Source organism: Planctomicrobium aquicomposti, assembly GCF_051466325.1.
Classification (GTDB): domain Bacteria; phylum Planctomycetota; class Planctomycetia; order Planctomycetales; family Planctomycetaceae; genus Planctomicrobium.
The window spans coordinates 4823566-4848334 of record NZ_CP195792.1 but is presented as its reverse complement, the minus strand read 5'-3'; the positions used below and the strand labels follow the sequence as shown (position 1 = coordinate 4848334).

Sequence of the window (24769 nt, the reverse complement as noted above, 5' to 3'; positions counted from 1 at the left end):
GAATTCAGATCGCTGCAAATTTCTCTTGGCGAGAGCGGATCATGTTGAAATTGTCTTTCACGACGGCGGCGATTCTTCTGTGTGCAGGCATCAGCTGGAGTGCAGAGGCTCCGGAACTGTTGTCAGGCTCCGCAGTGGAAAATGCCATTCCGCTGGCTGCGCAGGAACCAGCCGAGGCAGCTGTCCCCATTGAAATTCAACCAGGGGCGGATGCCGATTCGGGCTCTGCCGCAGAACCGGCGCATCGTGGATTGAAAAACACAGCCCCGGTCCGGCGCGAAACCTACCGCTCGCGCCGAGCAGTGATTGTCGGAATCAACTACAGCGGCATTGACCGCAACAATGTTCCGTTAGCCGAGCTGAAGAACGCCGAACTCGATGCCCAGCAAGTGCATCAGCTGCTGACGACGTACTACGGGTTTGATACCAAAGACACCGCATTGCTGTTGGGCCCCTCCGCCACAAAGGCGGCAATCGAACGTGAAATCAGCAGCAAGCTGCTGGAAGGGGTCACCGACGAGGATTGCGTCCTCTTCTACTTCAGCGGTCACGGATATGGCCGTCCGCAACCGCATGACCAGACGACCCTGGGGGAACTGATTCCGTACGACTCGGAATTCCATGAAGGGGCTCCCAAGCTCGTCAGCTCGTTGCAGATGGAGACTCTCGTTCGGACGCTGGAACGCTACAGCAAGGCCCGCCATAAACTGCTCGTTCTCGATTGCTGTCACTCCGGCGCGGTCTTCTCTCAGGAAGGGCGTCGCTCGGTTCCGTTCGATGCCCTGAGAGTCGACCAGTCGGTCTTTACCGCACCCGGGTTTCAGGCGATGACCGCCAGCCGGGAACTGCAGCTGGCCAGCGATTCCGCCCGTCCACAGGATGGTCAGAATTCTCCGCACTCTCCTTTCACCGCTTCGCTGCTGAACACGCTTCGGCAGCTTCCAGCCATGAAAGGGGAAGGGGCGGTCTTCACAACATCGCAGGTGTTTGTCGGCATGCAGCTCTATCTGGATGCTTCACTGGCGGGCAAGCAGTCGCCGTTGTGTTCGTGGCTGGATGCCGGACAGGGAGAGTTTCACTTTCAGGTGCAGAAGCTGCCGCCTGAACCGGACCGTCTCGATGAGCAGATCCGCAAGAACATGATCGCCATGGTTCCGGGTTCCTTCGGGAACTGGTGGTTCGATGAATGCCCCTGGTTCCTTCCCGGCCTGCGTTACGAAATCATCTCCGATTCCCAGCAGTCTCGCAGCGTGAATCTGGAGATCATCAGCGTCCGGCAGCTGGAAGATGCGGCCAATAAAATGCGGATGCGGCTGCGGAACAGCGGTCGACTGAGCGAAAATGCGCAGCGACGACTGAATCACATGGAACTGCTGATGGTCGGTTCCGGAGAAGAATGGAACCGCAACGCCCGGCAGATCATCAAGGAGCTGAAAGCCCAGAAGGATGAAGCGGTCGAGAAGCTGGCCCGCGACGAAGACCAGCGTCCGGGCGATTTTCATCCGGTCACGACCGGGACCCGGGCGCAGCGCATCGAGATGGATGCGGTCGATCTGCACTTTCTGGCAGTGCTGCTGCATTCGATGCGGCAGGATGTCGATGAAGCGATCGACTGCTACCGCCGCGCTCTGACGGCTTATGAAGACGACATTCAGCGAAACCCGCACTACAAAGCGCTCAAGGCGATGTGCCTGGCCGACCTGGGCTGGTTCTACGCCGATGTGCAGCGCGATTTCGACGCTGCCAGCCGACATTTTTCCGAGGCTCGCAGTATTTACGGTCCCATGACCCCGCAACCATTCATGGTTTTTGTCCTGTGTCGCGATGCCGAATCGCTGTTGCATCTGGGGCGGGAAGGGGTCGCCGTTCAGCGGTTGAACGATGCCCTGGAGTGCGTGCGAGAAGTCGATCCCCACGAAGCGTTCCCGTTGAGTGCGGCGTTCTATCACCGTCGCGCCTGGCTGCGGATGCAGGCCTGCCGATTCCGCGAGGCGGCCGAGGACTTCCACCATTCGAACCACATTCTCGCTCCCATGATCGGCGAGAATGAGGGGCAGGGGGGAGCCAGTTCCTCCGGTGATATGGAAGCCAAGATCCTGACCTTCCATAACCTGCATGGTGCGGCGTTGGCGCAGAAATTCCTTGGTCAGCGGGATGAGGCGGTCGGCCAGTATCGCCGGCTTTACAGTCAGATTCTCGATGAGTTCCTGCGTCTGCGTCAGGCGGACGATCGTGAGACCAACTACCGGCAGACAAAAGGGCGACTGGTGGAACGTCTGGTCAACACGCTGGAGCGGACTGCTGACTGCAGCCTGTTCAATCTGCCGACCAATGCGACCGAAGCCGCCGACGATTATCGCCGGGCGCTGGTCGCCTGCGGATACATGGTTCCTGAAAAGCGGAGCCGTCTGGAACAGCGCGTGCGCTATAAGTACGCTCTCGCACTCTCGATTCCCGGGACCACCGCTTACGATCCGGAGTTGGCTGCAGAGCAGCTTCGACTGGCAGCGGATTCCACCAAGCCGGCGACTGAAGGTAAGTCACAGCAGGAAATTGCCCGGGGTGATGTCGGCATCAATCAGCCGTCGATCCATATCTGCCGCGACCTGACCAGGCTGCTGCTGGCGGCAGATCTCAAGCCGGATCCGCAGGGAGAGCTGACCTGCCAGCTGGAGCAACTGGCCAAGTATGCGGGAATTCTGCGGAATACACTGGAAGCCTATCTGGATGAAGAGCGACTGAACCGGACGCTGAACCGGGAAGATCTGGAAGCGGCGATGTTTGCCCTGAAGATTCTGCTGGAAGACCTGAAAGAGCCGCTCGCAGAAATCAAGGACCCGCTGATTCCCACGCGGGTCGCCCGGCGAAACGACCTGACCACGTTGTTGGGCTATTGCCGCTCGGCCCGTCGGGGAGGCTACGACTCGCTCCCGTTCTCGCGTCCTTATTATGACTGTGCCCTGCGAGGGCTGATTGCCCTGGAGCCGAAGAACGCGAAGCAACTCATCGAAGTCTCCTATGAGGCGATGCACGCCCAGATGTATCGCAAGAGCGAGAAGCCGGAAATCATGATGGTGGTGTACTGTCTTGATCCTGTGAGCTATGTCTTCCTGGATGTTCCCGGTTCCGTGAGTTCCTGTTTTGCACTTCCGCAAGAAGTCAACGCAAAGTTCCTCAGTGAAGCAGCGCGCGGCGAACGGAAGCTCCAGCTGCCGACCCAGGTTTATAAAGAGCTGGCCATGGCGGGAGTGGAAGGTCTGCCGGTTCTCGCCTGCTGGCGTGATTGCGTGACCGGTGTCGGGATTGACCAGTCGGAACAGCCGACTCAAACAGTGCTGGCCAGCGGTTCCGGCGGGGAAATTCCGAAGTCAGCGACGCCGGTCAGTACGCGGATCAGCGATGGCGAAGCGTTCCCCTTCCAGCTGCCGACCGGATTGACCGTCCGGTCTCCGGAAATCAAAGCGAACGCACCCGGCAATTCCTCCACACTGGCTCGCACTCGGTAATTAGGGCGACGCAACGTCAGCCCAATTGGCTTCTGTGACGAGGTCGCCGGGGTCTGTTTCGTCGGTCTCGGGGACTGCTGCGCGGCAACCCGGGCGAGGGGCAGGGGAGGATTTTCAGAATCCTTTGTCCGGCGTCGAAGGCGTTCCCGTTTGGATTGGCAGAAGACATTCAACTGCCGCTGCCAATCACTTACCAAAACGGGCCCACCATGCTTTCCTCCATGCCAATTCGATGTGTTGCTTCCCTGATGCTCGTGACCAGCCTGCAGACCGCTGCTCAGGCACAGTACGGGTCACGTTTTTCCGGTGGCCCCTCCTTCAGTCACCGTGGGGGGCCGGGCAACTTTTCGGCGCAAAATTCCGGGTTTCCCAACCCCGGTTCAAGAGCTCCCCACATTCACTCAATGGGGCCGACAGGGGCTCGTTCGGGACCGAACACCAGCGATCGATTCCGCGCCAACGTCCCCGGATTCGTCCCGGGAACAAGGAACCGGTGGGATGTCAGCCGAGACCTCCGCGGTCGGGATTCAAGCCTGAGAGGAAATCTCGAGATCACGGATGACAAGGGACAGGGACCCTACGGCACCGCCCACGGTCTGCTGAACCGACACGGGATCAATCAGAATTCCCGGCTCGATTACGGGGCGGGGATCAATCAATCGCGAAACAATGCCACCTTTCGGGGCGGCAATTCAGAACTCGGGTTCTCGCAGTGGGACGGCCTGATGATTGGTGGGGCACAGACCAGGGGAACGGGAGGAGCGAGAAAAGCTCAGGGGTCACATACCTCGACTCTGGGGGGAATCCCGCTCGCGGGTCAAACGGCTGCGAGCCAGAAAGGGCTGACTGCCGGTCTGCAGGTGGGAGGTATGAAGAAAGATGTTTCCATCCCCGCTCCCCAGGTTAAAAACCCTCTTCCCACGCCGAAGGTTTCCCTTCCGAAGAAAGTGAAGCTGGGCTTCTGAACTGGATCCCTCAACACCAGCTGCGAAGCTCTCACAGCCTCGGTTCTGCCGGGGCTGTCTGTCTTTCGGGCAGGCCGCGAGGCGGTCAATGGCGGGACCCGGGACGTTCGTCCGACAGCGACTGCAGCTTTTCCGCCAGAAATGAGACGGCCGTCTCGGCCATCGCTTCGAAATAGGGCCAGCCATGCCCTCCGTGTGACGTCTGCAGGTCCGCTGTAAAAGGGACGCCGGAGGACGCAAGTTTGCTCGCCAGGCGTTCGCAGCCGTCGCGCCAGACCGGGTCGAACCGGTCGCAGCAGAAGAACTGATACCGGGGCCAGTTGAGCGGATGCAGATGCAGGATCACAGTCTCCTGCCGTGCCGCTTCTGCAGTGGCGAAGAGTTCTTCCACGCCGAATCCCTGGCCGTAGAGCTGGTCAAAGTCGATGGCCGGACTGATGGCCGCGACCACGGGAAACCTGAGCGCGTGTCGGTAGGCGAGTTGCAGCACCCCCTGTCCGCCGACAGTGACGCCGAGCAGCCCGATCCCCGGAGACGTGACTCCCCACTGCTGTGCGATCCAGCGGGGAAGGGTGTCCCGGCAGAACTGAAACACGGTCTCAGTGTGCTCTCCTGACGCATCCGGAAGATCGAGCCACCAGCTTTTTCCGCCCCGAGGAGCAATCACCGGGAGCTGAAAACGCTGGAACTGTTCCGTAAAGGCGGGATGATCGGCCAGTGATTCGCCGGCGAAGGCATGCAGGTAGATCAGGGCGTGGCGAAAGGGAGCCCCTTCCGGCTGGAACACTTCAGCCGTTCGTTCGCCAATGGTCACCGTCTTCCACATGTTGTTCCCCGGTGATGAATCGCGGTGATCGCGGACATTGGCACCCATTCTCAAGGGAAATGCCCGATCGGCAGCGACCAGATGTCAATCGTCTGAATCCGCGTTGAACAGGGCTCCCTGCTGTAGCTGATCACTGGTTTCAGATCTAGAATCATCCGTTCGCCACAGCCGCAGATTACAGAATTCAGCCTTATTACGGGAGACGATAGATGAAGGGAAGTCAAAAGGTCATCGACGCCTTGAACGCCGGACTGACGATCGAACTGACCGCGATCAATCAGTATTTTGTGCAAGCCAAGATGTGCCAGAACTGGGGGCTCAACCGCCTCTATAAGCACCACTATGCCGAATCGATCGATGAGATGAAGCATGCCGAGATGCTGATCGACCGGATCATCTTCCTCGACGGAGTGCCGGAAATTGCCCGCTACGACGTGATTCGCGTTGGAGCCACTGTGCAGGAACAGCTGGAGAACGCCCTGGCACTCGAAACGAACGCCAGCAAGACCTACAACGAGGGAGCAGAGATCGCCCGGCAGGAGAAAGACGCCGCCAGCCGTGAGATCATGGAGCAGATCATCCGCGAGTCCGAAGAGAGCATCGACTGGCTGGAGGCCCAGCTGGACCTGATCGCCAAGATGGGTCTGCCGAACTACATGCTTTCGCAGGTTGGAAACGACGACGGCGGACATTGATCAGCCGGTCGCAACTCATCGCAGAGTTTCCAGAGAGCGTTCGATCGGAACGCTCTCTTTTTTTGGGCAGGTGAGAATCGTCTGGTACGGAACCCTACGAGGGCCCGAAAATCTCTGTTCAGGTGGACAGGAGCGTGTGCGATCCGCTGGAGATGGAGACTGCCGGAGCTCCATCCGGTGGGAAGCAGCCCCTCGGCATGGGGAGGGGAGAGGGCCTCAGTGCGTGCTGCAACGGTCGTGGGGCTGTCCCGCTTCGCGGCTGCGATGCTCTTCGATCAGATTCTTGATGCGACGGACGCAGGCCATGCAACCGGCACCGGCACCGCAGGCGTCCCGCACTTCCAGGGTGGTTTCGGCACCCAGGAGGACGACACAGTCATTCACTGTCGAGAGCCGCACCTGCAGGCAACGACAGAGGATGGGATCAGATTGGACGGCAGCTTGAGACATTGATTGAGCGACACTTCAACGGCGAGTTGCTATTGAGACTCATTCTCATGAAGAAATTAAAGCGATCCGGGAGAGCGTCGTCAACAGACAAATCGTTGAAATCGGCTGTTCGGAACCCTCCAGACGTGCACTGTCATTGATCTGTAAGTTCTCGCCCCAGCAGGGCTGCGGCCGCGGCGGCCGACAGCGGTGGGCCTGCGGCTGCTTGACAGAGCGTCTGAACAGAGATACAACGTTCTTCCAACCTGTTTGGTGCACAAGGGTTAAAATCGACTGGCAGCAGTCGGGTGTCGGCCTGCGACGGCTGCAGAACGGCATCGTCCCCAATCCCAATCCAGTTGAACGTCCGTCACGGAGCGGCGAGGTTCGACGGCCCAGTTTCCGCGAAAGACAGACGGAAGATGCCCAAGAAGAAACCTGCCCGCAATACGAAGACTCCCGCGCGGGCGAGCCGACTGGCCAAATCGACCTCACCGAAGGTTGTCACGCGGAAAAAACCGAGCGCGGGCAATTCACCGCATCGCCTGAAAACGATTGATCGCCAACTCGTTGACCTGCTCAGCGAACGTCTTCGGCTCACGACGGAACAACTGCAGGAAACGGTCGATCGCCGCGACCTGTGGTTCGATCCGCAGGCCGAGCAGGAGTTGTGGCAGGAACTCGACGGCTTCAATCAGGGGCAGCTTCCCCGCGAAGTGCTGCGAGGGATTTTCCGCGAAGTCCTTTGCGCCGCCCGCAGCCGCGTCAAAACGATTCGCGTGGTCTATCTCGGCCCGCCGTTCAGTTTCACTCATCTCGCAGCCGTGGAGAAGTTCGGCAAGACTGCTGATCTGGTCCCGGTCAATTCCATTGCCTCGGTCTTCGAAGAGGTCAACAAGGGGCACGCCGGATTCGGGATTGTCCCGATCGAAAACAGCACGGATGGTCGCGTGGTCGATACCCTCGACATGTTCACGCGGCTGCCGTTGCGGATCTGCGGTGAAGTGCAGATCTCCATTCATCACAATCTGCTTTCGCGGTCACCGCGCAGCGAGATCACCGAAATCTACAGCAAGCCGCAGGCCCTCTCGCAGTGCCGGGACTGGCTGGCCCGCAACATGCCGCAGGCCAAGGTCTACGATGTGACGAGTACCTCGACCGCGGCGGCCCTCGCGCAGACGAAGCCGGGCGCCGGAGCGATCGCGAGCCGTGAAGCGGCCGTGCAGTACGGGCTCGACATTATTGCCGAGAAGATCGAAGACAATGCCCACAATGTGACCCGCTTTGCCATCATCGGCGAGCAGGACACGAAGCCGACCGGCCGCGACCGGACCGCATTGCTGCTGCAGATTCCGCACAGCCCCGGTTCACTCTCCGACGCTCTGATGTCGTTCAAGAACAACAAGGTCAATCTGACCTGGATCGAGTCCTTCCCATTGCGGGGACCGGAGTCGGGCTATCTGTTCTTCCTCGACTTCGAAGGGCACATCAAGGAGCCGCGGATCAAGAAGGCGCTGCAGCTGCTGGAGAAGAAAGCGGTGCGGATGGAGATCCTCGGGTCTTATCCCCGCAGTGAAAGCAACGTCTGATCGACGTCGACTGGCTGACACGGTCTTGGCTGACGCGGTCTTGGCTGTTTCCGGGGTGAGGTGCCCGAAGGGGCCTGCAGCGGACGGGTTGCTGGCAAATCCCGCTCAAAATGAAACCGGCCGTGTGCCTGCACGCACACGGCCGGTTCTGTTTTGATTCCGCAGCCCTCGGGCATCAGACGCTGACGCGGTCGCCCAGAGCAAAGTTCTTGCGGTTCGCCATCTGTTGGGCGGTACTCATCAGACCGGCGACATCCAGCCCCAGTTCCGCCAGCAGTTCGCCCCGTTCGCCATGTTCGACATAGCGGTCGGGAATGCCGAGGCGGCGGATGTTCTGGGTCGGCAGGCCGGCATCGTTGGCTGCCTCCAGCACCGCACTGCCGAATCCGCCGTTCAGGGTGTTCTCCTCCACGGTGATAACGAATCCGGTCTCCTGAATCGCCTTGAAAATCACTTCGGTATCCAGCGGACGCAGGAACCGGGCGTTGATGACACCCACGTCCAGCCCATTTTTCGCCAGCCGTTCGGCAGCCGCCACGCAGGTGGAGAACAGCGAGCCGAAGGCGACGAACATTCCGTCTTCGCCCCAGCGGTAAACTTCGGAACGCCCGAGTTCGATCGGAGCGACTTCCCGTTCGATCGTTTCGGCATTCGCCTTGGGGTAACGGATCGATGTGGGGCCGTTGTGTTCGAGTGCGAAGTCGAGCATCGGGACCACATCCTGCTCGTCTCCCGGAGCCATGAGTACGATGTTCGGAAACACCCGCATGTACGAGTTGTCGAACAGTCCATGGTGCGTCGGGCCGTCGGGACCGCAGATGCCGGCCCGATCCATACAGAACACGACCGGAAGATTCTGCAGCGACACTTCCTGGAAAATGTGGTCGAAACTCCGCTGCAGGAAGGTGCTGTAAATATCGACCACCGGACGCAGGCCGGTCTTCGCCATTCCGGCGGCGAAGGCGACGGCGTGTGCCTCGCAGATGCCGACATCGAAAAAGCGGTCGGGGTAGTCGTCACGAATGTGGCCGAGGTTGTTTCCTTCGCACATTGCGGCGGTCAGAACACAGACCCGACGGTCTTTCCGCATGGCGGCATGCAGGGCATCGCTGACGACATTGGTGTACGCCGGAGGAGAGCCCTTCTTGACGAAGACCACTTCCCCATCATCGCTTGTGCGGCAGAACGGGTTCGGCGTGTGGAACTTCACCGGATTTTCGGTCGCCGGGGCGAAGCCGTGCCCCTTCTCGGTAAAGACGTGCAGCAGCACGGGGCCACGGACCTCCTTCACCATTTCCAGATACCGCCGCAAGGAGGCGAGGTCGTGACCATCGACCGGACCGATGTAGCGGAAGCCCATTTCTTCGAAGAGCATCCCGCCATGCAGGTAATTCTTGACGGCATCCTTGAAGTGGCCGAGTGCTTCCGCAGCCGATTCGCCGATCATCGGCACTTTGTTCAGCAGCCAGGAAACATCCCGCTTCAGGCCGTTGTAGAACGGTGCCACGCGGGCCTTGTCGAGGTAGGTGGCCAGACCGCCGACCCGGGGGCAGATCCCCATCTTGTTGTCATTGAGAATGACCAGCAGATCCTTCTTCATGCCGGCGGCATTGTTAAAGGCTTCAAACACCACTCCCGAGGGAAGGGCGCCGTCGCCGATCACCGCCACCGATTTGCGGTTCTCTTCCGGGTGCATCAGGTCGTCGCCGGCCTTCAGTCCCAGTGATGTCGAGACACTGGCTCCGGCATGGCCGGTCATGAACAGGTCATATTCGCTTTCCTGCGGATTGGGATAACCCATCAGCCCGCCGCGACGACGGATGGTGTTGAATTCCGGGAAGCGGCCCGTGATCAGCTTGTGCGGATAGATCTGATGCCCGGTATCCCAGATGAGCCGGTCTTTGGAAAAATCGAAGACCAGATGCAGGGCGATGCAGAGCTCGACGACTCCCAGATTGCTGGCGAAGTGGGCAGGGCGATCCGAAACGAGCTCGCACAGCGCCTCGCGGATCTCATCGGCCAGCTGTTGCAATTGCTCATTGGAAAGGCTGCGAAGTTCGCGCGGTGAGCCAATGAGGGGGAGGAGTTTGTATTCCATTAATGGTCTCGTTCGATGATGTATCGGGCCAGGGCCGTCAAATACTGGCCGCGAGGACCGAGAAACTGCACCGCATCGCAGGCCTGATCCACCAGGGATCGGGCTCGCTGTCGGCTCTCTTCCAGTCCTAACAGTGCGGGGTAAGTCAGTTTCCCGTGCTGGGCGTCCTTTTGGACTCCCTTCCCCATTTTGTGGACATCGCCTGTCACATCCAAGAGATCATCCGCAATTTGGAACGCCAAGCCAACCGACTCACCGTAAATCGTCAGATTCCGTAGAGTTTGCGGGTCCGCGTTGCCAATGCGGCCCCCCATGGTCAGGGCCGCCACCAGGAGCCGCCCGGTTTTTCGTCGATGAATCGCCTCCAGCTGGGCCAATGTCATCTCGGTGGCCGATTCCGCCTCCAGGTCGGCCTGCTGCCCTCCGACCATTCCTTCCACCCCGGCCGCGCTCGCCAGGTCGATGATGCATTCCGCTGCAACGGATTTCGGCTGCACCCCTTGAGCCAGAATCTGGAAGGCCAGAGTCAGCAGCCCATCCCCGGCGAGGATGGCGGTCGGTTCGTCAAACTGGATGTGATTTGTCGGTCGTCCCCGTCGCAGGTCGTCGTCGTCCATGGCGGGGAGATCGTCATGAATCAGCGAATAGCAATGGATCATCTCGATCGCGGAGGCCGCGGGAAGAGCCCGGTCCGGATCTTCGCCACAGGCTTCGCAGGCAAGGAGGGTCAGGCAGGGGCGGACCCGCTTGCCGGGGGCCAGCAGGCTGTAGCGAATTGATTCGGCCAGCCGCGGGGGGCAGTCCTGCGAGACGGCCGTATCGGCCGTCAGTCGCTGCTGGATTCGCTCGCGCAGGTTGTTGAGATGGGGCTCCAGATCCACGTCCGCTTTTCCCTCCGGGAAGACATATCGGGTGCAATGTCTAATGCGCGAGGGGCCGGAAGTGCAATGCACCGCCGATTATTTCGAGGACAGATCCAGGTTGAACTTTCCTTCATTTCCGGCCTCACGGACCTCGCGGATGTCGGAATTGGGATTCTGGTACTGAAACGGCACCTTCATCATGTCGGCAGCGCTCAGGGGCTTCACCCAGATTTTGACTTTGCCCAGCGGGGCCCCTTCGATGTCACCCGCGTAAAAGACCCGGTAGAAACCGTTCTCATCCGTGATGCCCGAGGCGTCGCGGAGTTTGATGTCTTTCCCCTTGCGGGACTTTCCGTTGACGTCCAGCGGCGTGAGAACCACCAGCACATTGGGCAGCTCCTTGCCGTCCACTTTCAATGAACCGGTCACTTCCGCCAGCTGCGGTGTCGGGAGTTCATTGGCGAACATGCGCGACGCCAGCCAGTAGAGTCCGGCAATGAGAATTACACCCCCGATGATGTAGGGGAGGTGGCTGGTCAGCTGTCTGGCGGTGCCCGCCCAGTCGATCGGTGCCCGCGCCTTCCGCTCGGTCAGGGAGGCAGGTTTGCCGTGCGCCTCTCCTTTCGCTTTGGAAATCATTTCGAGGGCGTTGGCCGAGGCGGCGGCAGCAGCTGTGGCGCCGGCCGGCGGGGCGATACTCCCTGTCGGTCCGGGAGGGGGAGCGACGATCTGTCTGCGGCCAAAGCGGTCGACTGGAGGTTTCACCGGTCCCGCTTCGGGTGCGGCCAGACCAGCGGTGGACTTCGCTCCGGGAGCAGAGTCGTCCATCAGGAAGGAGTCGACATCGAAGTCGTCCCCGTTCTTGGACGGCTTGGCTGCGGGAGCGGGAAGGGGGGCCTCCTGGTGCTGCTTGGCGGTTGCGGCAGCGGGGGTCAGTTCCTGCGACTCGGTTGCGGAAATCGACTCGGTATCCGATTCCGCTTCCGACTCTGCTTGCGGCTGGGGGACGACGAACCGGGTTTTGCACTTGGGACACTTGCCGTCGGTGCCCGCAAGCTGATCCTTGATCTTCAGGACCGAGGCACACTTTGGGCATTTATAGCGAATCGTCATCGTGCGTCCCTCGTCTGTGGACACTCGGAAACCGGAAAGGACATCAGTCCCCGGTCCAGTGGGCCAGGGTGCAGCAACATGACCTCCCCCTGCCGGGCTTGTCAATCTTCGACGGGGGAGGGACGCGGCTGATCTGGCGATTCGGACGAATCGTCAAGACCCGACAGTCGGACCTGCCGCTTCGACAGAGTGACCAGGGCCGCACAGATCCGAAATGCGGCACTTCTTCTCCGGGCGTTTTTTGCTCTCTATTTCCCGAACAACTCGATCGGGGTTCCCTGGGCGATGTTCCCCAGGTTGTTCCAGGTTCTCAGGTCGACATTCAGGCTCACATTGTGAACGCTCCCATCGGCGGTCAGCACCTGCACGATCTGGGGATGTTCGCTCCCTGCTTCATCAAAGTTCTTGCCGAACTGGGTCAGCTGACTTCCGACAGGAACGGTATTGGTAAACGCCGGACCGGTCGGGCTGGGAACAAAGCGGGTGGTGAAGAGCGTGGCAGGCCCACCGTAGGCCCAGCCATCGCTGCTGCGATGATCGTTGGGAGATGCCGAACGGAAGATGCGGCGCTCAGCGACAATCACCGTATTGCTGGTGCCGTCGGTCAGGTCGGCGATCGTGGTGTTGCTGTTGACTCCGAATACTCCCCGATGGACGGCGTGTTGCGTGTACGGGGCGAAGTTCAGACCGGTGGGAGTGAGTGCGGTCAGCTGGGCAGCGGTCAGAGCATAGGTCTGACGGTTCAGCAGGTTATCGGCGGTATTGTTGGCATCGAGGTCGTAGAAGGCGATTCCCGATCCGGTACACCCGGCGTAGTCGGTCCCGCCCGAGGTCCAGGCGGTGCGGTTCAGTCCTTCCAGACCGATCCGTTCGGTGGCGGCGTAGTCGGTGTCCGCTTTCATCGAATTGCGGCGACTGGGACAGTAGAAGCTGGGAATGTTCCCTTTGGGGGGATAGATCGGCTGTGTCGAGGCATCGAGAGTCAGGGGAGGATCTTCGCCGTTGCGGCAGACATTGGCGTTGAAGTTCCAGAAGTTGTAGATCCCCGCCTGATCCATCATCGGCAGGATCTGCAGCATCCAGCTGGTTCCCTGTTCACCCGGACGGACGGCGGTGTTGTTGGCCCCATAGTTCTTGGCTTCCATCGGGTCGGCGATCCTTGCCGGCTGTCCGTTGATCTGCACGGTCTTGAAATAGTGGGCCACCTGCCCGGGGGGGAAGACCCGATGCAGGTCATGGTAGTTATGCAGGGCCAGGCCGATCTGCTTCAGGTTGTTCTGGCACTGGCTGCGACGCGCCGCTTCGCGTGCATTCTGGACGGCGGGCAGCAAGAGCGAAATCAGAATGGCGATGATCGCAATGACGACCAGCAACTCAATCAGCGTAAACCCACGTCTTTGACAAGCCATATGGTACCCCTTTACGAATAACTGGTCGCGGGCGGCGGCCACAAGACAACCGATTCACGGGGCCGTGGAGGTCATGACCTGAACGGCGGGCTCAGAGATGAGGCTGGTCACCCTCATGGATTCAGAAGTGCCTAGCCTGTCTGAAACTCAGCCTTCATAATCCCCCTGATGCGCAGTGACTGTCAAGTCTGAATCCCGCCCTGCCCCGTCTCGAATCAGAGTTGGGAAACGAATTTTTCCCAGTGACAGGCCTTCCGCACGCTGAGCTCATTCCCTTGGACCGAGGGCAAATGGTCTCGTTGGGGCAGCGTCACGTTGGAATTGCGGCGGGCGTGTCGGTCACTTCCAGTAGAAACTTCGCTGCGCCAACCGCTCGAACGCTTCGATGTATTTCTCGCGGGTTTTGGCGATCACGTCCTGCGGGGGTGCGGGTGGAGGACTTGATTTGTCCCAACCGGTCGTTTCCAGCCAGTCGCGGACAAATTGTTTGTCGAACGAGGGCTGGCCGCGCCCCGGCGTGTAGGCGTCAACGGGCCAGAACCGCGAGCTGTCGGGGGTCAGGACTTCGTCGATCAGCACGATCTCGTCGTCGACCAGCCCGAATTCGAACTTCGTGTCGGCGATGATGATTCCCTGTTCGCGGGCGTAGGCGGCCGCCTGTTCGTAGATGTGCAGGGTCATGGTCCGCAGGTCGTCGGCCAGTTCAGCGCCGATGCGGGTGGACATCTCTTCGAACGTGATGTTCTCATCGTGTCCCGTTTCCGCCTTGTCGGCGGGTGTGAAGATCGGCTCGGGAAGTTTGCTGCTTTCCACCAGTCCTTCGGGAAGCGGGACACCGCAGACCGTGCGCGACTGCTGGTATTCTTTCCAGCCCGAACCGGCGAGGTATCCTCTCGCGACACATTCGATCGGAACGACTTTCGTCTTGCGGACAATCATCGATCGTCCTTCGAGTGCGGCGATGTTGGTTCCTTCCGGGAACTGCAGCTCCGCCAGATCGGTCGTCAGCAGGTGGTCGTTCACCTGCAGCGCTTCAAACCAGAAGGCGCTGATCTGCGTGAGGACCCGTCCCTTATCCGGAATACCGCACGGGAGATTCCAGTCGAACGCACTGATCCGGTCGGTCGCGACCAGGAGGAGCCGGTCGCCAAAGTCGTAAACGTCACGGACTTTGCCGCGTCGAACGGGAATTCCGGGGATCTGGGATTCGAGCAGGGTTTCCATGTCTGTTCCGGGTGAATCTGAGACGCTGCCGCCAGAAACGGCGTTGGCAGATGTCAATTCTGTCAGTTTGCGTCAACGAAGGTGTTTTTCTGAGGATTCGCAGTCTCTTTTCAGGCGTTGGCTGCGAAGTGTAACAGGCGAACGGGCTCGCGTCCGCTGCAAGCGGGGTTGCGGGAGTTGTCGCGGGCGGACTAAAATCCGGAGGTGCGGTTGCCGGGTCTGTGAGGATTCCCGGACAGTTGTCGGCGACCGGGGGGAAGCTCAAACAAGGGCGGCCAGAGACACATCGTCCTCCAGTTTCACTGGTGAATCTGGGACGCGGCTTTGGATCAGCATTAATGAGGAGAATGGACCCTATGAAGAAGTTGCTCGCATTGGCAGTGGCGGTGACCGCATTTTCAAGTTTCGCGATCGCCGAAGAATTGAAGGTCGGTGACCAGGTGAAGGCCTTCTACGTCGAAGACGTGACCGGTCCCGCTGCCGGCACCAAGCTCTGCTACCGCTGCCGCTACGGGAATCGTCCGGTCGTCAGCGTGTTCGCACGCGGCGTGAAGGGGGAAGTTCCCACGCTGATCCAGAATCTCGATGGCGTCGTCGGGAACAATCAGGCTAAGGACATGAAGGCCTTCGTGGTGCTGCTGACCGATGAGCCGGAAGCTCACAAGGGCGAACTGAAGAAGATCGCTGAAGAGAAGAAAGTTGCCAACACCCCGCTGACCACCTTCGACGGCATTGCTGGCCCGCCGGCCTACAGCATCTCCAAGGATGCTGACGTGACCGTCATGATGTGGGTCGATGGCAAGCTGAAGGTCAACGAATCCTTCAAGATTGACGAGCTGACCAATGAAAAGGTGGCTGCTGTCGTCAAGAAGACCAGCGAAATTCTGAACTGATTTCCGCTGCGTCAATTTCTGAACATGAGACGCCCGTCGGTTTGTCCGACGGGCGTTTTTTTGTGGCCGCTTCCCGGAATAGTCTGATGAGGTGACAGGATCTGCAGGAGACACCTTGATCAATTTTACTGCTTGCGGGTCGGCGGCGGTTGCAACTCCCCGTCCTCCGCAACAAGATATATCAACACGCTCTCATTGGTCCCGAGTGTATCGAAAGTTTCCGCATGCTGGCCCACCACCTATCGTTTTCCTTGAGGTCGCTCTCGCCGGTTCTGACTCTTCTGTTCGGGTTTGCCGGCCTCTCCTTTGCGGCCGAATCGAAGCTCGAAGTCAAACCGGGGGCAAAGGTTGTTATCATCGGCAATGCACTCGCTGAGTCGATGCAGACCGACAATACGTTTGAAACCCTGTTGTACGAGCGGTTCCCCCAACATCAGTTGGTGGTTCGAAATCTGGGCTGGTCGGCTGACACCATCAACGTCCGTCTGCGGTCAACTGGCTTTCAGGATCATGGGCATACGCTCGTCGATCATCAGCCGGACATCCTGCTGGCCTTCTTCGGCTTCAACGAGTCCTTTGCAGGTCCCGAAGGACTCCCGGCTTTCGAGGCAGATCTCGCCCGGTTTCTCCGCGGCCTGAAAGAGCTCAAATACCCGACCACCAACTATGCCCGCGGGACCGATGTCCCCAAGCTGCAGGACAAATCCGGAAAGGTGGAGAACCCGCCGCAGATTGTCCTGTTTGCTCCGACCGCCAATCAGGATCGGCCTGGACGAGGTATCTATGCCGCACAGAAGAACAATCCCAATCTGAAACTTTACTCCGAGGCGATGCGGCGCGTGGCTGAGCAGGAGAAGGTGCTCTTTGTCGACCTGTTCGAAGGGACTGCGAAGGATTTTGCCAAGCCATCGCGCTCGTTCACTTCCAATGGAAGTCAGTTGAATGCCGCTGGACATGCCCTGGTAGCGGAATACATCGACAGCGTGCTGTTCCCGGCACAGTCACAAGGGGGGGCAGCCACCGCTGATTCCAAAAAGTCCGCCGCGCTGCGAGAAGCGATTGCCGACAAAAACAACCTGTTTTACACAGACTATCGGGCGGTGAATGGTTTCTACATTTATGGCGGACGCAAGGAGCCGTTCGGTGTGGTGAACTTCCCTCCCGAGTTCGCCAAGCTGCGCAAGATGGTCGATGTCCGTGATCATCGCATCTGGGATGCCGCTCAGGGCAAACCGCTGCCCGAAAATATCGACGACTCTCAGACCGGCGAACTGCCGGAGATTCCGACCAACTTCAAGGATCAGGTGGTAATTACCACGCCGGAAGAGTCGGCCCAAATGTTCACCGTTGCCGACGGCTTTCAGGTGGAACTCTGGGCATCCGAAGTCCAGTTTCCGGATCTGAAGAACCCGGTCACGTTCACCTTCGACGCTCAGGGCCGCATGTGGATCACCACCATGCCGACCTACCCGCAGATGCTTCCCGGAGTTCCTTCGGACGACAAAATCCTGATCCTGGCCGACACCGATGCCGATGGACGGGCAGACAAGCAGACGGTCTTCGCCTCGGGGCTCAACCTGCCGACAGGCCTCGAAATCGCCGACGGCGGTGCCTATGTCACCACGCAGCCTGATCTCGCGTTTCTGAAAGATACCAACGGCGATGACGTGGCGGACGAGTGTGAGATTGTTCTGCGCGGGTTCGACACCGCTGACTCGCATCACACGATCAGCGCTTTCGAATGGGGACCCGGTGGAGACCTGTTCATGCTGGAGGGAACCTTCCTGCATTCACAGATCGAAACACCCCACGGACCGGTGCGATGTGCCAACGGGGCGGTTTACCGTTACGAACCCCGGAAGGACAAGCTGGAAGTCCATGTCGCATACAGCTTCGCAAATCCCTGGGGTCTCAGCTTCGACAAGTGGGGACAAGGCTTCCTGAGTGACGCCTCCGGCGGTGCGAACTATTTTGTTACCCCCTTCTCGGGCGAGGTCGATTTCCCCCGGCAGCACCCGTCGATGAAGCAGTTTCTGGTGAAGCAGTGGCGTCCCACCTGCGGAACCGAACTGGTGGCCAGTCGACACTTCCCGGACTCGATGCAGGGAGATTTCCTCGTCAACAACTGCATCGGCTTTCAGGGCGTTCTGCAGTACCGTCTGAATGAAGAAGGCTCCGGCTATGCAGCCACGCCGACCACGCCACTCCTGCGATCCGATGATCCGAACTTCCGTCCGGTCGATCTGCAGTTTGGCCCCGACGGCGCGCTGTATGTTCTCGACTGGTTCAATCCCCTGATCGGACACATGCAGCACTCGATTCGCGATCCGATGCGTGACCATATTCACGGACGCATCTGGAGAGTGACCCACAAGTCCCGTCCTCTCGTGAAGCCACCCGTCATAGCCGGAGCCTCGGTGAAGGAACTGCTGGAACTGCTGAAAGCTCCCGAAGATCGTACGCGTTATCGGGTCCGTCGTGAATTGCGGAACCGGCCGACTGAGGAAGTGATGCTGGCACTTGATGCCTGGACCGCTGCGCTCACCGGTTCCGATCCTGTGACCGAGCAGCTGCTGCTCGAGGCACTGTGGGTGAAACAACAGCACGATGTGGTCGATCCCGCGTTGTTGCAGCGACTGCTGACTGCTCACGATGGGCGGGCCCGGGCTGCTGCTGTGCGTGTGGCCTGCTGCTGGCGGGATGAACTTGCCGACGTTCTTCCCCTCCTGCGAACCGCCGCCAACGACCCACACCCGCGTGTTCGTCTGGAAGCTGTCCGTTCATTGAGCTTCTTTGACTCGGAGCCGGCAGTCGAAATTGCAGTCGAAAGCCTGCTCCACCCACAGGATGACTACCTGCAATACGCGCTCAAGGAAACGCTGCAGACGCTGGAAGCGCGGCTGAACAAAAAGTCGCAGTGATTCTGCGACCAGTGATTCTGCGACCAGTGATTCTGCGACCAGTGATTCTGCGACCAGTGATTCTGCGACCAGTGATTCTGCGACCAGCTCACCGTGCCAGCGGAAGGAGCGCTGTCCTGTTGCAGAGGCCACGCTCCTCGCCCTGCGGCGTCGTTGAGTTCTGTTCGTCAGGACTCACGCTCCGCGGGCACGGGACGGGCCCGTGAGTTCCAGCAGCATGGCCTCCACGGGCCAGGCAGTTTGCTCTTTCCAGTGCCGCGCAGCCAGCGTTTCAACAGGAGAAATGCTGACATCCGTGTGCCGAGGAGCGGCATTCAACAGGCAAGATGCGCCAGGCCAACTTCTTTCTTAGGGAGTGAGAGAAGCCGCCGGCGGTACGTCCCCGCAGCGCCGGGTGCGTACCGGGGATCATCTCCAAGCTGCCAGGGCTGCCAGGATCGGTGAAGATTGCCGGTGGAAGTGGCGAGGCTGAGGCTGCCGGGTCGTCCGCTGGCTCTTCCACTGGACCGAACCCCGCACGACCGCTAAGATTCTTTTCCCGGGCACATTCCACATTGCTGGTGTGGTTCGGAACCCCTGATACTCACGAGAGTTAATTCGATCGCAGGGGGATGAGACGACGGGATGTAGCTCAGCTTGGCTAGAGCGCTACGTTCGGGACGTAGAGGTCGCAGGTTCAAATCCTGTCATCCCGACTCCACTGGACAGGAAGCCCTTCGGCGAGAACGTCGAAGGGCTTTCTCATTTCGTAGCAGAGAGTTGTGTCGTCGAGGGAAAAGTTCAAACAGATGATTTCGAGGATGCGACGCTTGCAGGAGTAATCGGCTGTAAGCCACTTCTCCCGAAGCGTTTGCGAAAGTTCAAACACTTTTGACACCAGGTCCGCCATTTCGTCGCGATTGCGGTCCAACGCATCCATTTGCATCTTGAGCGACGCCATCCGGTCGCGAAGCTCGGTCTGCTTCTTCGCGAAAATCTCGGCGTCGATTTCGCCGTCCACACGCAGGTTCACGACGCGATCCTGCTGGTTCATCGCCATCGTCAACTGACGTTGAAGCTCATCCCGCTGTGATCGGGTTTCGTGCTGCTGGTCGCGAGTCTGAGACGCCAGCACCGCCCGGAACCACTCGCGAACCGCATCGTCCTGAATGCGGATGCGGTCAAATAGAGCGAGAATCTGCTGGTCGAGTTCCTCTTCCCGTACCCGCGTTCGCGGATGCCCTGGCCGGTTGTATTTGGCGCACCGGTAGTAGGTGTAGGCTCGCTCACCGGTGCTCGTCTGCTTGAACTTCCGCTCGCCTGTGATCGGGTAGCCGCAGAATCCGCAGCGGATGAGTTCGCCGCCGTAGGTCAGTTCGTGCGAACGGTAGAAATGTCCGCCGAGAATTTCCTGCACTCGATCCCAAGTGCTGCGGTCGATGAGCGGTTCATGCTTTCCGGGATACCACTCGCCGTGAAACGGCACTTCGCCGATGTACGAGCGATCGTGCAACATTTGATGCACTGAGCTTCGGGCGAACTTTGGAGCCGAAGGCTTGTACGTCAGCCCTTCACGTTCCAGCCGCTCGATCAGTGCATCCAGCGTCAGGTTCTCGTAGGCGAACAACTGAAACACCCGCCGCACCTTCGGCCCCATTTCGGGACAGATCTCCACCACGCTGCGGCCGTTCTTCCGCACGTTGCGGTAGCCATACGGGGCACGGTTGATGAACCACCCTTCCTGCACGCGCCGAGCCAGCCCCTCGCGGACATCGACCGACTGCTGTTCCGTGTAGAAACTGGCCATGTTCGCCAGCGTGCGACGCATCATGCGTCCGGCGGGATTGTCGTCGGTCGGTTGCGACACCGAAATGAACGGCACGCCATACTCGGATTCGAGTCGTTCAAGCTCGACGTAATCGAACAGGTTACGAGCCGCACGATCCACCTTGTAGAACAGCAGCCCATCGAGTTCGAGCGAGTGCTTCTTGGCGAAGGTGACGAGCTCGCGGAACGTCTTGCGTTCCTCGAATTTGCTGGCCGTTTCTGCAATGCGAAACAGCCGCACGATTTCGCCGCCAACTTTTTTCACGTAAGCACGCAGGGCGTCTTCCTGAACCGCCAGCGAAAACCCTTCCCGCTCCTGCTCACGACTGCTGACTCGGGCCAACGCGACGAACTTCTTCATGCCGCTGCTCCGTTCGCACCCAGAGAAACTCCAAGCCACTTCTCAAATTGATGTACGGCCGCCGCTGTCGCGTCAATGCTGACCGCATCGATCTGGAGCAAGTTTCCAGAGATCGCCGCCTCGCCCGTGTCCGACTCGCTCGCATGTTCAGAACAAGCGGCGCTCGACTTGATTGCCGTACACGGTCCAACCAGTGTGAGGCTGTTCCTCACGCCCGTAGAGCTCCAGATATGGACCGGGGCTGACTTGCTCGATGAGACTGCGAAAGAGAAACGGTTTGCGACTGTGAACAGTCCGGCGTGCGAGTTGCCAGCTTCGGATCGTGCGAGCTTGAAACGGCAAATTGCCACGCACGCCGAGCAACAGAAACTCGTGCGAGACGCGCCAGTAGTTGCCCATGCCAATCTGTGGCTTCACCCACACCAAGCACGATTTGTAGCGGAAGCCCCAGGCCCGAACGACATCGAACGCTTCTTGCAGGAAAGCGTTGGTCGTCCACAGATGCAGATGCGCGTCATTGGCGATCAACTGCCGCACAGGCTCGTTCCGAATCGCTTCCAGCGTCATCGTCCGATAGTGGTTCTCAGCTGCTCCGCGCGCGGCCGTGTTTGAGTAGGGCCACGGAGGGTCCGCATACACTGTTGAGAAGCGGATTCCGCTCCGAGAGAGCGAGTGCAAATCGCGCACGATGGTCGGCAACGGCAGGTCGTTGCCGTTCTCATCTGCCTGACCATCCGGTCGTGTCTCGCGACCTTGCACGCTGCACTTCCACGTTCGAGTTATGGACCGACTGAATCATCACCATTGCGGACGGCCTTAGACGGCATCGCCAGTTCGTCTGCGGCAAGCGTTCGGAACAAGCGGCTCGCGCCGACCAGAATTCGTATGGCGTCTTCGATTGAAAGCGGCGATTCGTAACGCGGTTGCCAGACTTCCAGCGTCTGTTCCACCAATGCGACCGTCACCCACTCGGGCGTTCCCGGCGGGAGAATCACGCTCGGCGTTTCTTCCGAGTCGCGGGCAGTCGCTTTGGAACGCCGCTGCACCATCAAACACTCCCCTCGTCGCCCAGCAGGCAGTCGATAGATGCAGCCAAGGACAGCAGTTCCTGCCGTATCTGAGAAGACAAGCAGCCGTCATCGGCGATGACTTGCGCCAACACGCGGGCCAACTTGATCAGATCGAGGATGTCTCTCGGCAGCAGCCGCTGCGTCGCACGGTCGTTGCGGCTGTCGAGTCGAAAGATGCTGAACCCATACTTCCAACTCGCACCCACAGCGCGTTCCTTCCCGATTGAAGCCGTGAGATCTCCCGCACCGACCATCGCGTACGGTTTGTTGGATGGAGGCTTCATTGTTCCACCCCCGCCTCAGAAACGGCTCCTTGCTCGCAAATCCAGGTGTGCGCCTGATCGACGACCTTGGCAAGAAGAAGCAGGTCATCCCTGCCGAAGTGGTTCGACTCGCGCCACACATCGCCATCGCGGAACAACCGCGTTACGGTGACGTTGTGGCGGTCGCCTGCTTTGGTCTGATTGTGCCAGACGCTTGCCTTGATGTAGCCGATACGAATGCTGTGAACCGGTTGCTTTGCCATGTGAGCTGTCCTTTGATGAGTAACGGTGGAGAGCCGAATGAAGGCGGTGTGGACTAGAGCAACTCGCTCTGACCGAGTGCAGGGGCCAGCACGGTCCACCCAGGAACCGGCTTTATGCCGAAGAGTTCCAGGTATGGTCCCGGACTGACGCGCTCGATCAGCGTTCGAACTACTTCCGGTTTGCCCGCTTGAATCGCAGCGTCGGCACGAATCCAACTCAGCACTGACTTGTTGCGAAACGGCAGCACGCCGCGAACACCGAGTGCCATCATCCGGTGCGAGGTCCGCCAGTATTCGCCGCGCCCCCCCTTGCCGGATACCCACACGAAGGAACTGGTGAGCTTGAAGCCCCAGGCTGAAATCAGCCGGGGTATATCGGTGGAGTACTGCTCCGGCAGCCAGAGATGCAGATGGGCGTTCTCCTGACAGACGTGACTTACCGGCAGTTCAAACAGCGAGGCGAGTTCATCACCACCTTCCCCGAAGTCCGGCCACAGTGGATTGACGTACAGGCACGAAAACCGCTGTGGCTGCTCAATCAGACTCTTCAGCGACTCAAGCACGGACGGGCCATTGCCGCCGATAACAGGCTGCGCCGGTGTCTTCTTTTGTTTGAATCGCTTACGCCGCTTGGCCACGAAGTCCTTGGCCACACGCAGCAGCCCGGCAGTTGTCACCTCGCCACGCCCTGACTTCGTTTCCGTGACGTACTTCTCGAAATCCCGATCAGGAATCGCCGCAGTCAGTTGCCAGCGTGATGACTGATCTTTGGTAATGCCCAAGTCATCGAGCTTTACCCGCTGCTCAGACTGCTCTGACTTTCGATCACCGCCATGCAACTGCAACTGGGAGAGCAGCTCCCCCGCCTTGCGTTCGGCACGGAGCTTCACTTCGGCCGCATAATTCTGAAGCTCCAGGCCCATTCCGGCAGACTGCGCGTACTTGCGCACCGCTTCAGCCTTATCTCGAATGGCTTTGATGCCATCGAGGCCATGCACTTCCGCAATCGCCCGATGGGCTTCTGTTAGCAGCAGTAATTCTCGTGGTGGCTCCGTTGTCTCCGCAACCGCGTCACTTGATCCGCCGGGAGTCTCCGGCGGATGGACCCGTTCGCCCTCTACCAAGTCGCCTGCAACAGCCCCACCATCTTTCTTCGCAAACCAGTTCTGCATCGTCGTGCTCCCATGTCGTGAACGGAATGTCCTCTCACCACATCGAAGCTACGTGACCAAAAGCGAATCGCGAAAAAAGAGACACGGCTTGTGGCACCACTGCGAATTCAAGCTCGCCGTGTGCGCTCGTAATTCACTGTGAAAAGTGAGGCTTCAAGTTCGACACCTTGGCTGGCGAGTTGGAATCGCTTGCAGACTTCGCCCACCCCCGCCCGCGACGGATTCCGTCGCGCCGCTGATCGTCTCCCGATGCCTCCTGTAATCCGCCCCACCTGTTCGCTTCCCTCCCGCAGCGTCAAGGTCCGCTCCGCTTTGCTCCGCTCTCCACCTTGACCCTGCTCCGGTACGCCCGCCCCGCTTCCCCTCTCGGATGCCACTCAACATCGGTCGCTGTGCGTTGCACGTTTCCGTCTGAGTGGGCCTCACCGCAAGCGGCTCTCAAAGGCCCACTCAGTCGAAAACATGCGGACTGGGTGGTTGTGAAAACTGGCCGTCAACGCGGCCGCTCTCTGGAGAGGCAACCACATGGACAAAAAAGAACAGAGCGAGCAGAACCGAGAAACTTGGTTGGTCAAAGTTTGGATCGACAACGATCAAGGCATGTACCTGTACTGGCGCGATCGCACCGCGCAGTTTCTTCGCTCGGAACCCAGCGACCAGGCACGGAAGCAGTTGGCAGACGCGCTCGAAGAATGGTTTGAGGATCTCGCCCCGGAAATCCCCGCGTCCGCGTTCTCGGATCTGATGACTACCGCGACCAGCCGCATCGACTGGTACAGCATCGCCGACGAGTTGATTGTAGATTCCCCGAAACAGAAGCCGGAACCAGTTCTGATCTTCGCCTACACGCGCAAGCAGGCCATCGAGGATGGAACGCTCGTTGATGTCAGCGACTTGGCCAAAGAAGCGGGATTCAAATTTCCTGTCGCGATCACCGCCGCCGCCTGGACTGCCGCCGTTGAAGTGCCATTCAATGCCCCCGGCCAAGACGAAACCGGGAGGCTTTGGGACGTTCTAAACGTGCTGAGGTTCAGCATCATCGGCAGAGACGAATCAGAGATCCGCTTCTGTGTCTCAGTTGTCGGCTCCGGCGGAACTTCCCGCCGTGTTGATCTCAAGTCGATTTGCGGCCCAGGAGATAATGCAGAGCCGGTAATCACGATCATGCTTCCACGCGAGGACTGATTGAGATCCTCCCAGCTCGCCCCAGTACGGGCGGGCTGAATTCTTCGCCGCGCCGCCACCGCCCCTGGCCTCCGCTGGACGCAGCGGCCAGCCTTCGCTCCTGAACGTCGCTCAGGCC

The 24769-nt window shown here is 59.6% G+C and carries 20 protein-coding genes and 1 tRNA gene; 8 read left to right on the top strand and 13 right to left on the bottom strand.

Annotated features, from left to right (window positions below; all coding sequences use genetic code 11):
• The first annotated feature begins 41 nt into the window (after positions 1–41).
• Positions 42–3506, top strand: a complete 3465-nt coding sequence (locus tag SH664x_RS18645; protein WP_437203437.1) for a caspase family protein — start codon at positions 42–44, stop codon at positions 3504–3506.
• Positions 3507–3727: 221 nt separating this feature from the next.
• Positions 3728–4471, top strand: a complete 744-nt coding sequence (locus tag SH664x_RS18640; RefSeq protein ID WP_437203435.1) for a hypothetical protein — start codon at positions 3728–3730, stop codon at positions 4469–4471.
• 85 nt (positions 4472–4556) lie between these two features.
• On the opposite strand, the gene SH664x_RS18635 is transcribed toward SH664x_RS18640, so the two are convergent.
• Positions 4557–5345 (bottom strand): alpha/beta hydrolase-fold protein, encoded by a 789-nt coding sequence (locus tag SH664x_RS18635; protein ID WP_437203433.1) that lies wholly within the window; start codon positions 5343–5345, stop codon positions 4557–4559.
• 161 nt (positions 5346–5506) lie between these two features.
• On the opposite strand from SH664x_RS18635, the gene bfr reads away from it, so the two are divergent.
• Positions 5507–5992 (top strand): bacterioferritin, encoded by a 486-nt coding sequence (gene bfr / locus SH664x_RS18630; protein WP_437203432.1) that lies wholly within the window; start codon positions 5507–5509, stop codon positions 5990–5992.
• A gap of 216 nt (positions 5993–6208) precedes the next feature.
• Here bfr and SH664x_RS18625 read toward each other — a convergent pair whose 3' ends face one another.
• Positions 6209–6442 carry a (2Fe-2S)-binding protein gene (locus SH664x_RS18625; RefSeq protein WP_437203430.1) on the bottom strand — a complete coding sequence of 78 codons (234 nt, stop codon included), beginning with the start codon at positions 6440–6442 and terminating at the stop codon, positions 6209–6211.
• A 401-nt stretch (positions 6443–6843) separates the two neighbouring features.
• Between SH664x_RS18625 and pheA the strand changes: the two genes are divergently transcribed.
• The gene (gene pheA / locus SH664x_RS18620) at positions 6844–8010 is read left to right on the top strand and encodes a prephenate dehydratase (RefSeq protein WP_437203429.1); all 1167 of its coding nucleotides are present in this window, start codon (positions 6844–6846) and stop codon (positions 8008–8010) included.
• 175 nt (positions 8011–8185) lie between these two features.
• Here pheA and dxs read toward each other — a convergent pair whose 3' ends face one another.
• The 5 genes from dxs to SH664x_RS18595 all read right to left on the bottom strand — a co-directional run bounded on the left by dxs (position 8186) and on the right by SH664x_RS18595 (position 14717).
• On the bottom strand, positions 8186–10108 hold the full coding sequence (gene dxs / locus SH664x_RS18615) for a 1-deoxy-D-xylulose-5-phosphate synthase (RefSeq protein ID WP_437203427.1): 1923 nt from the start codon (positions 10106–10108) through the stop codon (positions 8186–8188).
• The gene (locus tag SH664x_RS18610) at positions 10108–10989 is read right to left on the bottom strand and encodes a polyprenyl synthetase family protein (RefSeq protein ID WP_437203425.1); all 882 of its coding nucleotides are present in this window, start codon (positions 10987–10989) and stop codon (positions 10108–10110) included. The genes dxs and SH664x_RS18610 overlap by 1 nt, the downstream gene beginning before the upstream one ends.
• Before the next feature lie 78 nt (positions 10990–11067).
• Positions 11068–12084 (bottom strand): hypothetical protein, encoded by a 1017-nt coding sequence (locus tag SH664x_RS18605; protein WP_437203423.1) that lies wholly within the window; start codon positions 12082–12084, stop codon positions 11068–11070.
• A gap of 248 nt (positions 12085–12332) precedes the next feature.
• Positions 12333–13493 carry a DUF1559 domain-containing protein gene (locus SH664x_RS18600; RefSeq protein WP_437203422.1) on the bottom strand — a complete coding sequence of 387 codons (1161 nt, stop codon included), beginning with the start codon at positions 13491–13493 and terminating at the stop codon, positions 12333–12335.
• Positions 13494–13832: 339 nt separating this feature from the next.
• Positions 13833–14717: a phosphoribosylaminoimidazolesuccinocarboxamide synthase gene (locus SH664x_RS18595; protein ID WP_437203420.1), complete on the bottom strand. Its 885-nt coding sequence runs from the start codon at positions 14715–14717 to the stop codon at positions 13833–13835.
• A 356-nt stretch (positions 14718–15073) separates the two neighbouring features.
• On the opposite strand from SH664x_RS18595, the gene SH664x_RS18590 reads away from it, so the two are divergent.
• The 3 genes from SH664x_RS18590 to SH664x_RS18580 all read left to right on the top strand — a co-directional run bounded on the left by SH664x_RS18590 (position 15074) and on the right by SH664x_RS18580 (position 19226).
• Complete coding sequence (locus SH664x_RS18590; RefSeq protein ID WP_437203419.1) at positions 15074–15610, top strand: hypothetical protein; 537 nt, start codon at positions 15074–15076, stop codon at positions 15608–15610.
• A 224-nt stretch (positions 15611–15834) separates the two neighbouring features.
• On the top strand, positions 15835–18531 hold the full coding sequence (locus tag SH664x_RS18585; protein WP_437203417.1) for a PVC-type heme-binding CxxCH protein: 2697 nt from the start codon (positions 15835–15837) through the stop codon (positions 18529–18531).
• Between the two features lie 620 nt (positions 18532–19151).
• Positions 19152–19226, top strand: a tRNA-Pro gene (locus tag SH664x_RS18580).
• Here SH664x_RS18580 and SH664x_RS18575 read toward each other — a convergent pair.
• From SH664x_RS18575 to SH664x_RS18550, 6 genes are all read right to left on the bottom strand, one after another.
• Positions 19208–20698 (bottom strand): recombinase family protein, encoded by a 1491-nt coding sequence (locus SH664x_RS18575; protein ID WP_437203415.1) that lies wholly within the window; start codon positions 20696–20698, stop codon positions 19208–19210. The genes SH664x_RS18580 and SH664x_RS18575 overlap by 19 nt on opposite strands.
• Before the next feature lie 147 nt (positions 20699–20845).
• Positions 20846–21337 carry an MT-A70 family methyltransferase gene (locus tag SH664x_RS18570; protein WP_437207270.1) on the bottom strand — a complete coding sequence of 164 codons (492 nt, stop codon included), beginning with the start codon at positions 21335–21337 and terminating at the stop codon, positions 20846–20848.
• A 140-nt stretch (positions 21338–21477) separates the two neighbouring features.
• The gene (locus SH664x_RS18565; protein ID WP_437203414.1) at positions 21478–21747 is read right to left on the bottom strand and encodes a hypothetical protein; all 270 of its coding nucleotides are present in this window, start codon (positions 21745–21747) and stop codon (positions 21478–21480) included.
• Positions 21747–22052 carry a hypothetical protein gene (locus tag SH664x_RS18560; RefSeq protein ID WP_437203412.1) on the bottom strand — a complete coding sequence of 102 codons (306 nt, stop codon included), beginning with the start codon at positions 22050–22052 and terminating at the stop codon, positions 21747–21749. Before SH664x_RS18560 ends, SH664x_RS18565 begins: the two co-directional genes overlap by 1 nt.
• Positions 22049–22294, bottom strand: a complete 246-nt coding sequence (locus SH664x_RS18555; RefSeq protein WP_437203411.1) for a hypothetical protein — start codon at positions 22292–22294, stop codon at positions 22049–22051. The genes SH664x_RS18560 and SH664x_RS18555 overlap by 4 nt, the downstream gene beginning before the upstream one ends.
• A 53-nt stretch (positions 22295–22347) precedes the next feature.
• Entirely contained in the window at positions 22348–23466 is a 1119-nt protein-coding gene (locus SH664x_RS18550; RefSeq protein WP_437203409.1) for a hypothetical protein, read from the bottom strand.
• A gap of 525 nt (positions 23467–23991) precedes the next feature.
• On the opposite strand from SH664x_RS18550, the gene SH664x_RS18545 reads away from it, so the two are divergent.
• Positions 23992–24651 (top strand): DUF6573 family protein, encoded by a 660-nt coding sequence (locus SH664x_RS18545; RefSeq protein ID WP_437203407.1) that lies wholly within the window; start codon positions 23992–23994, stop codon positions 24649–24651.
• Positions 24652–24769 lie beyond the last annotated feature (118 nt).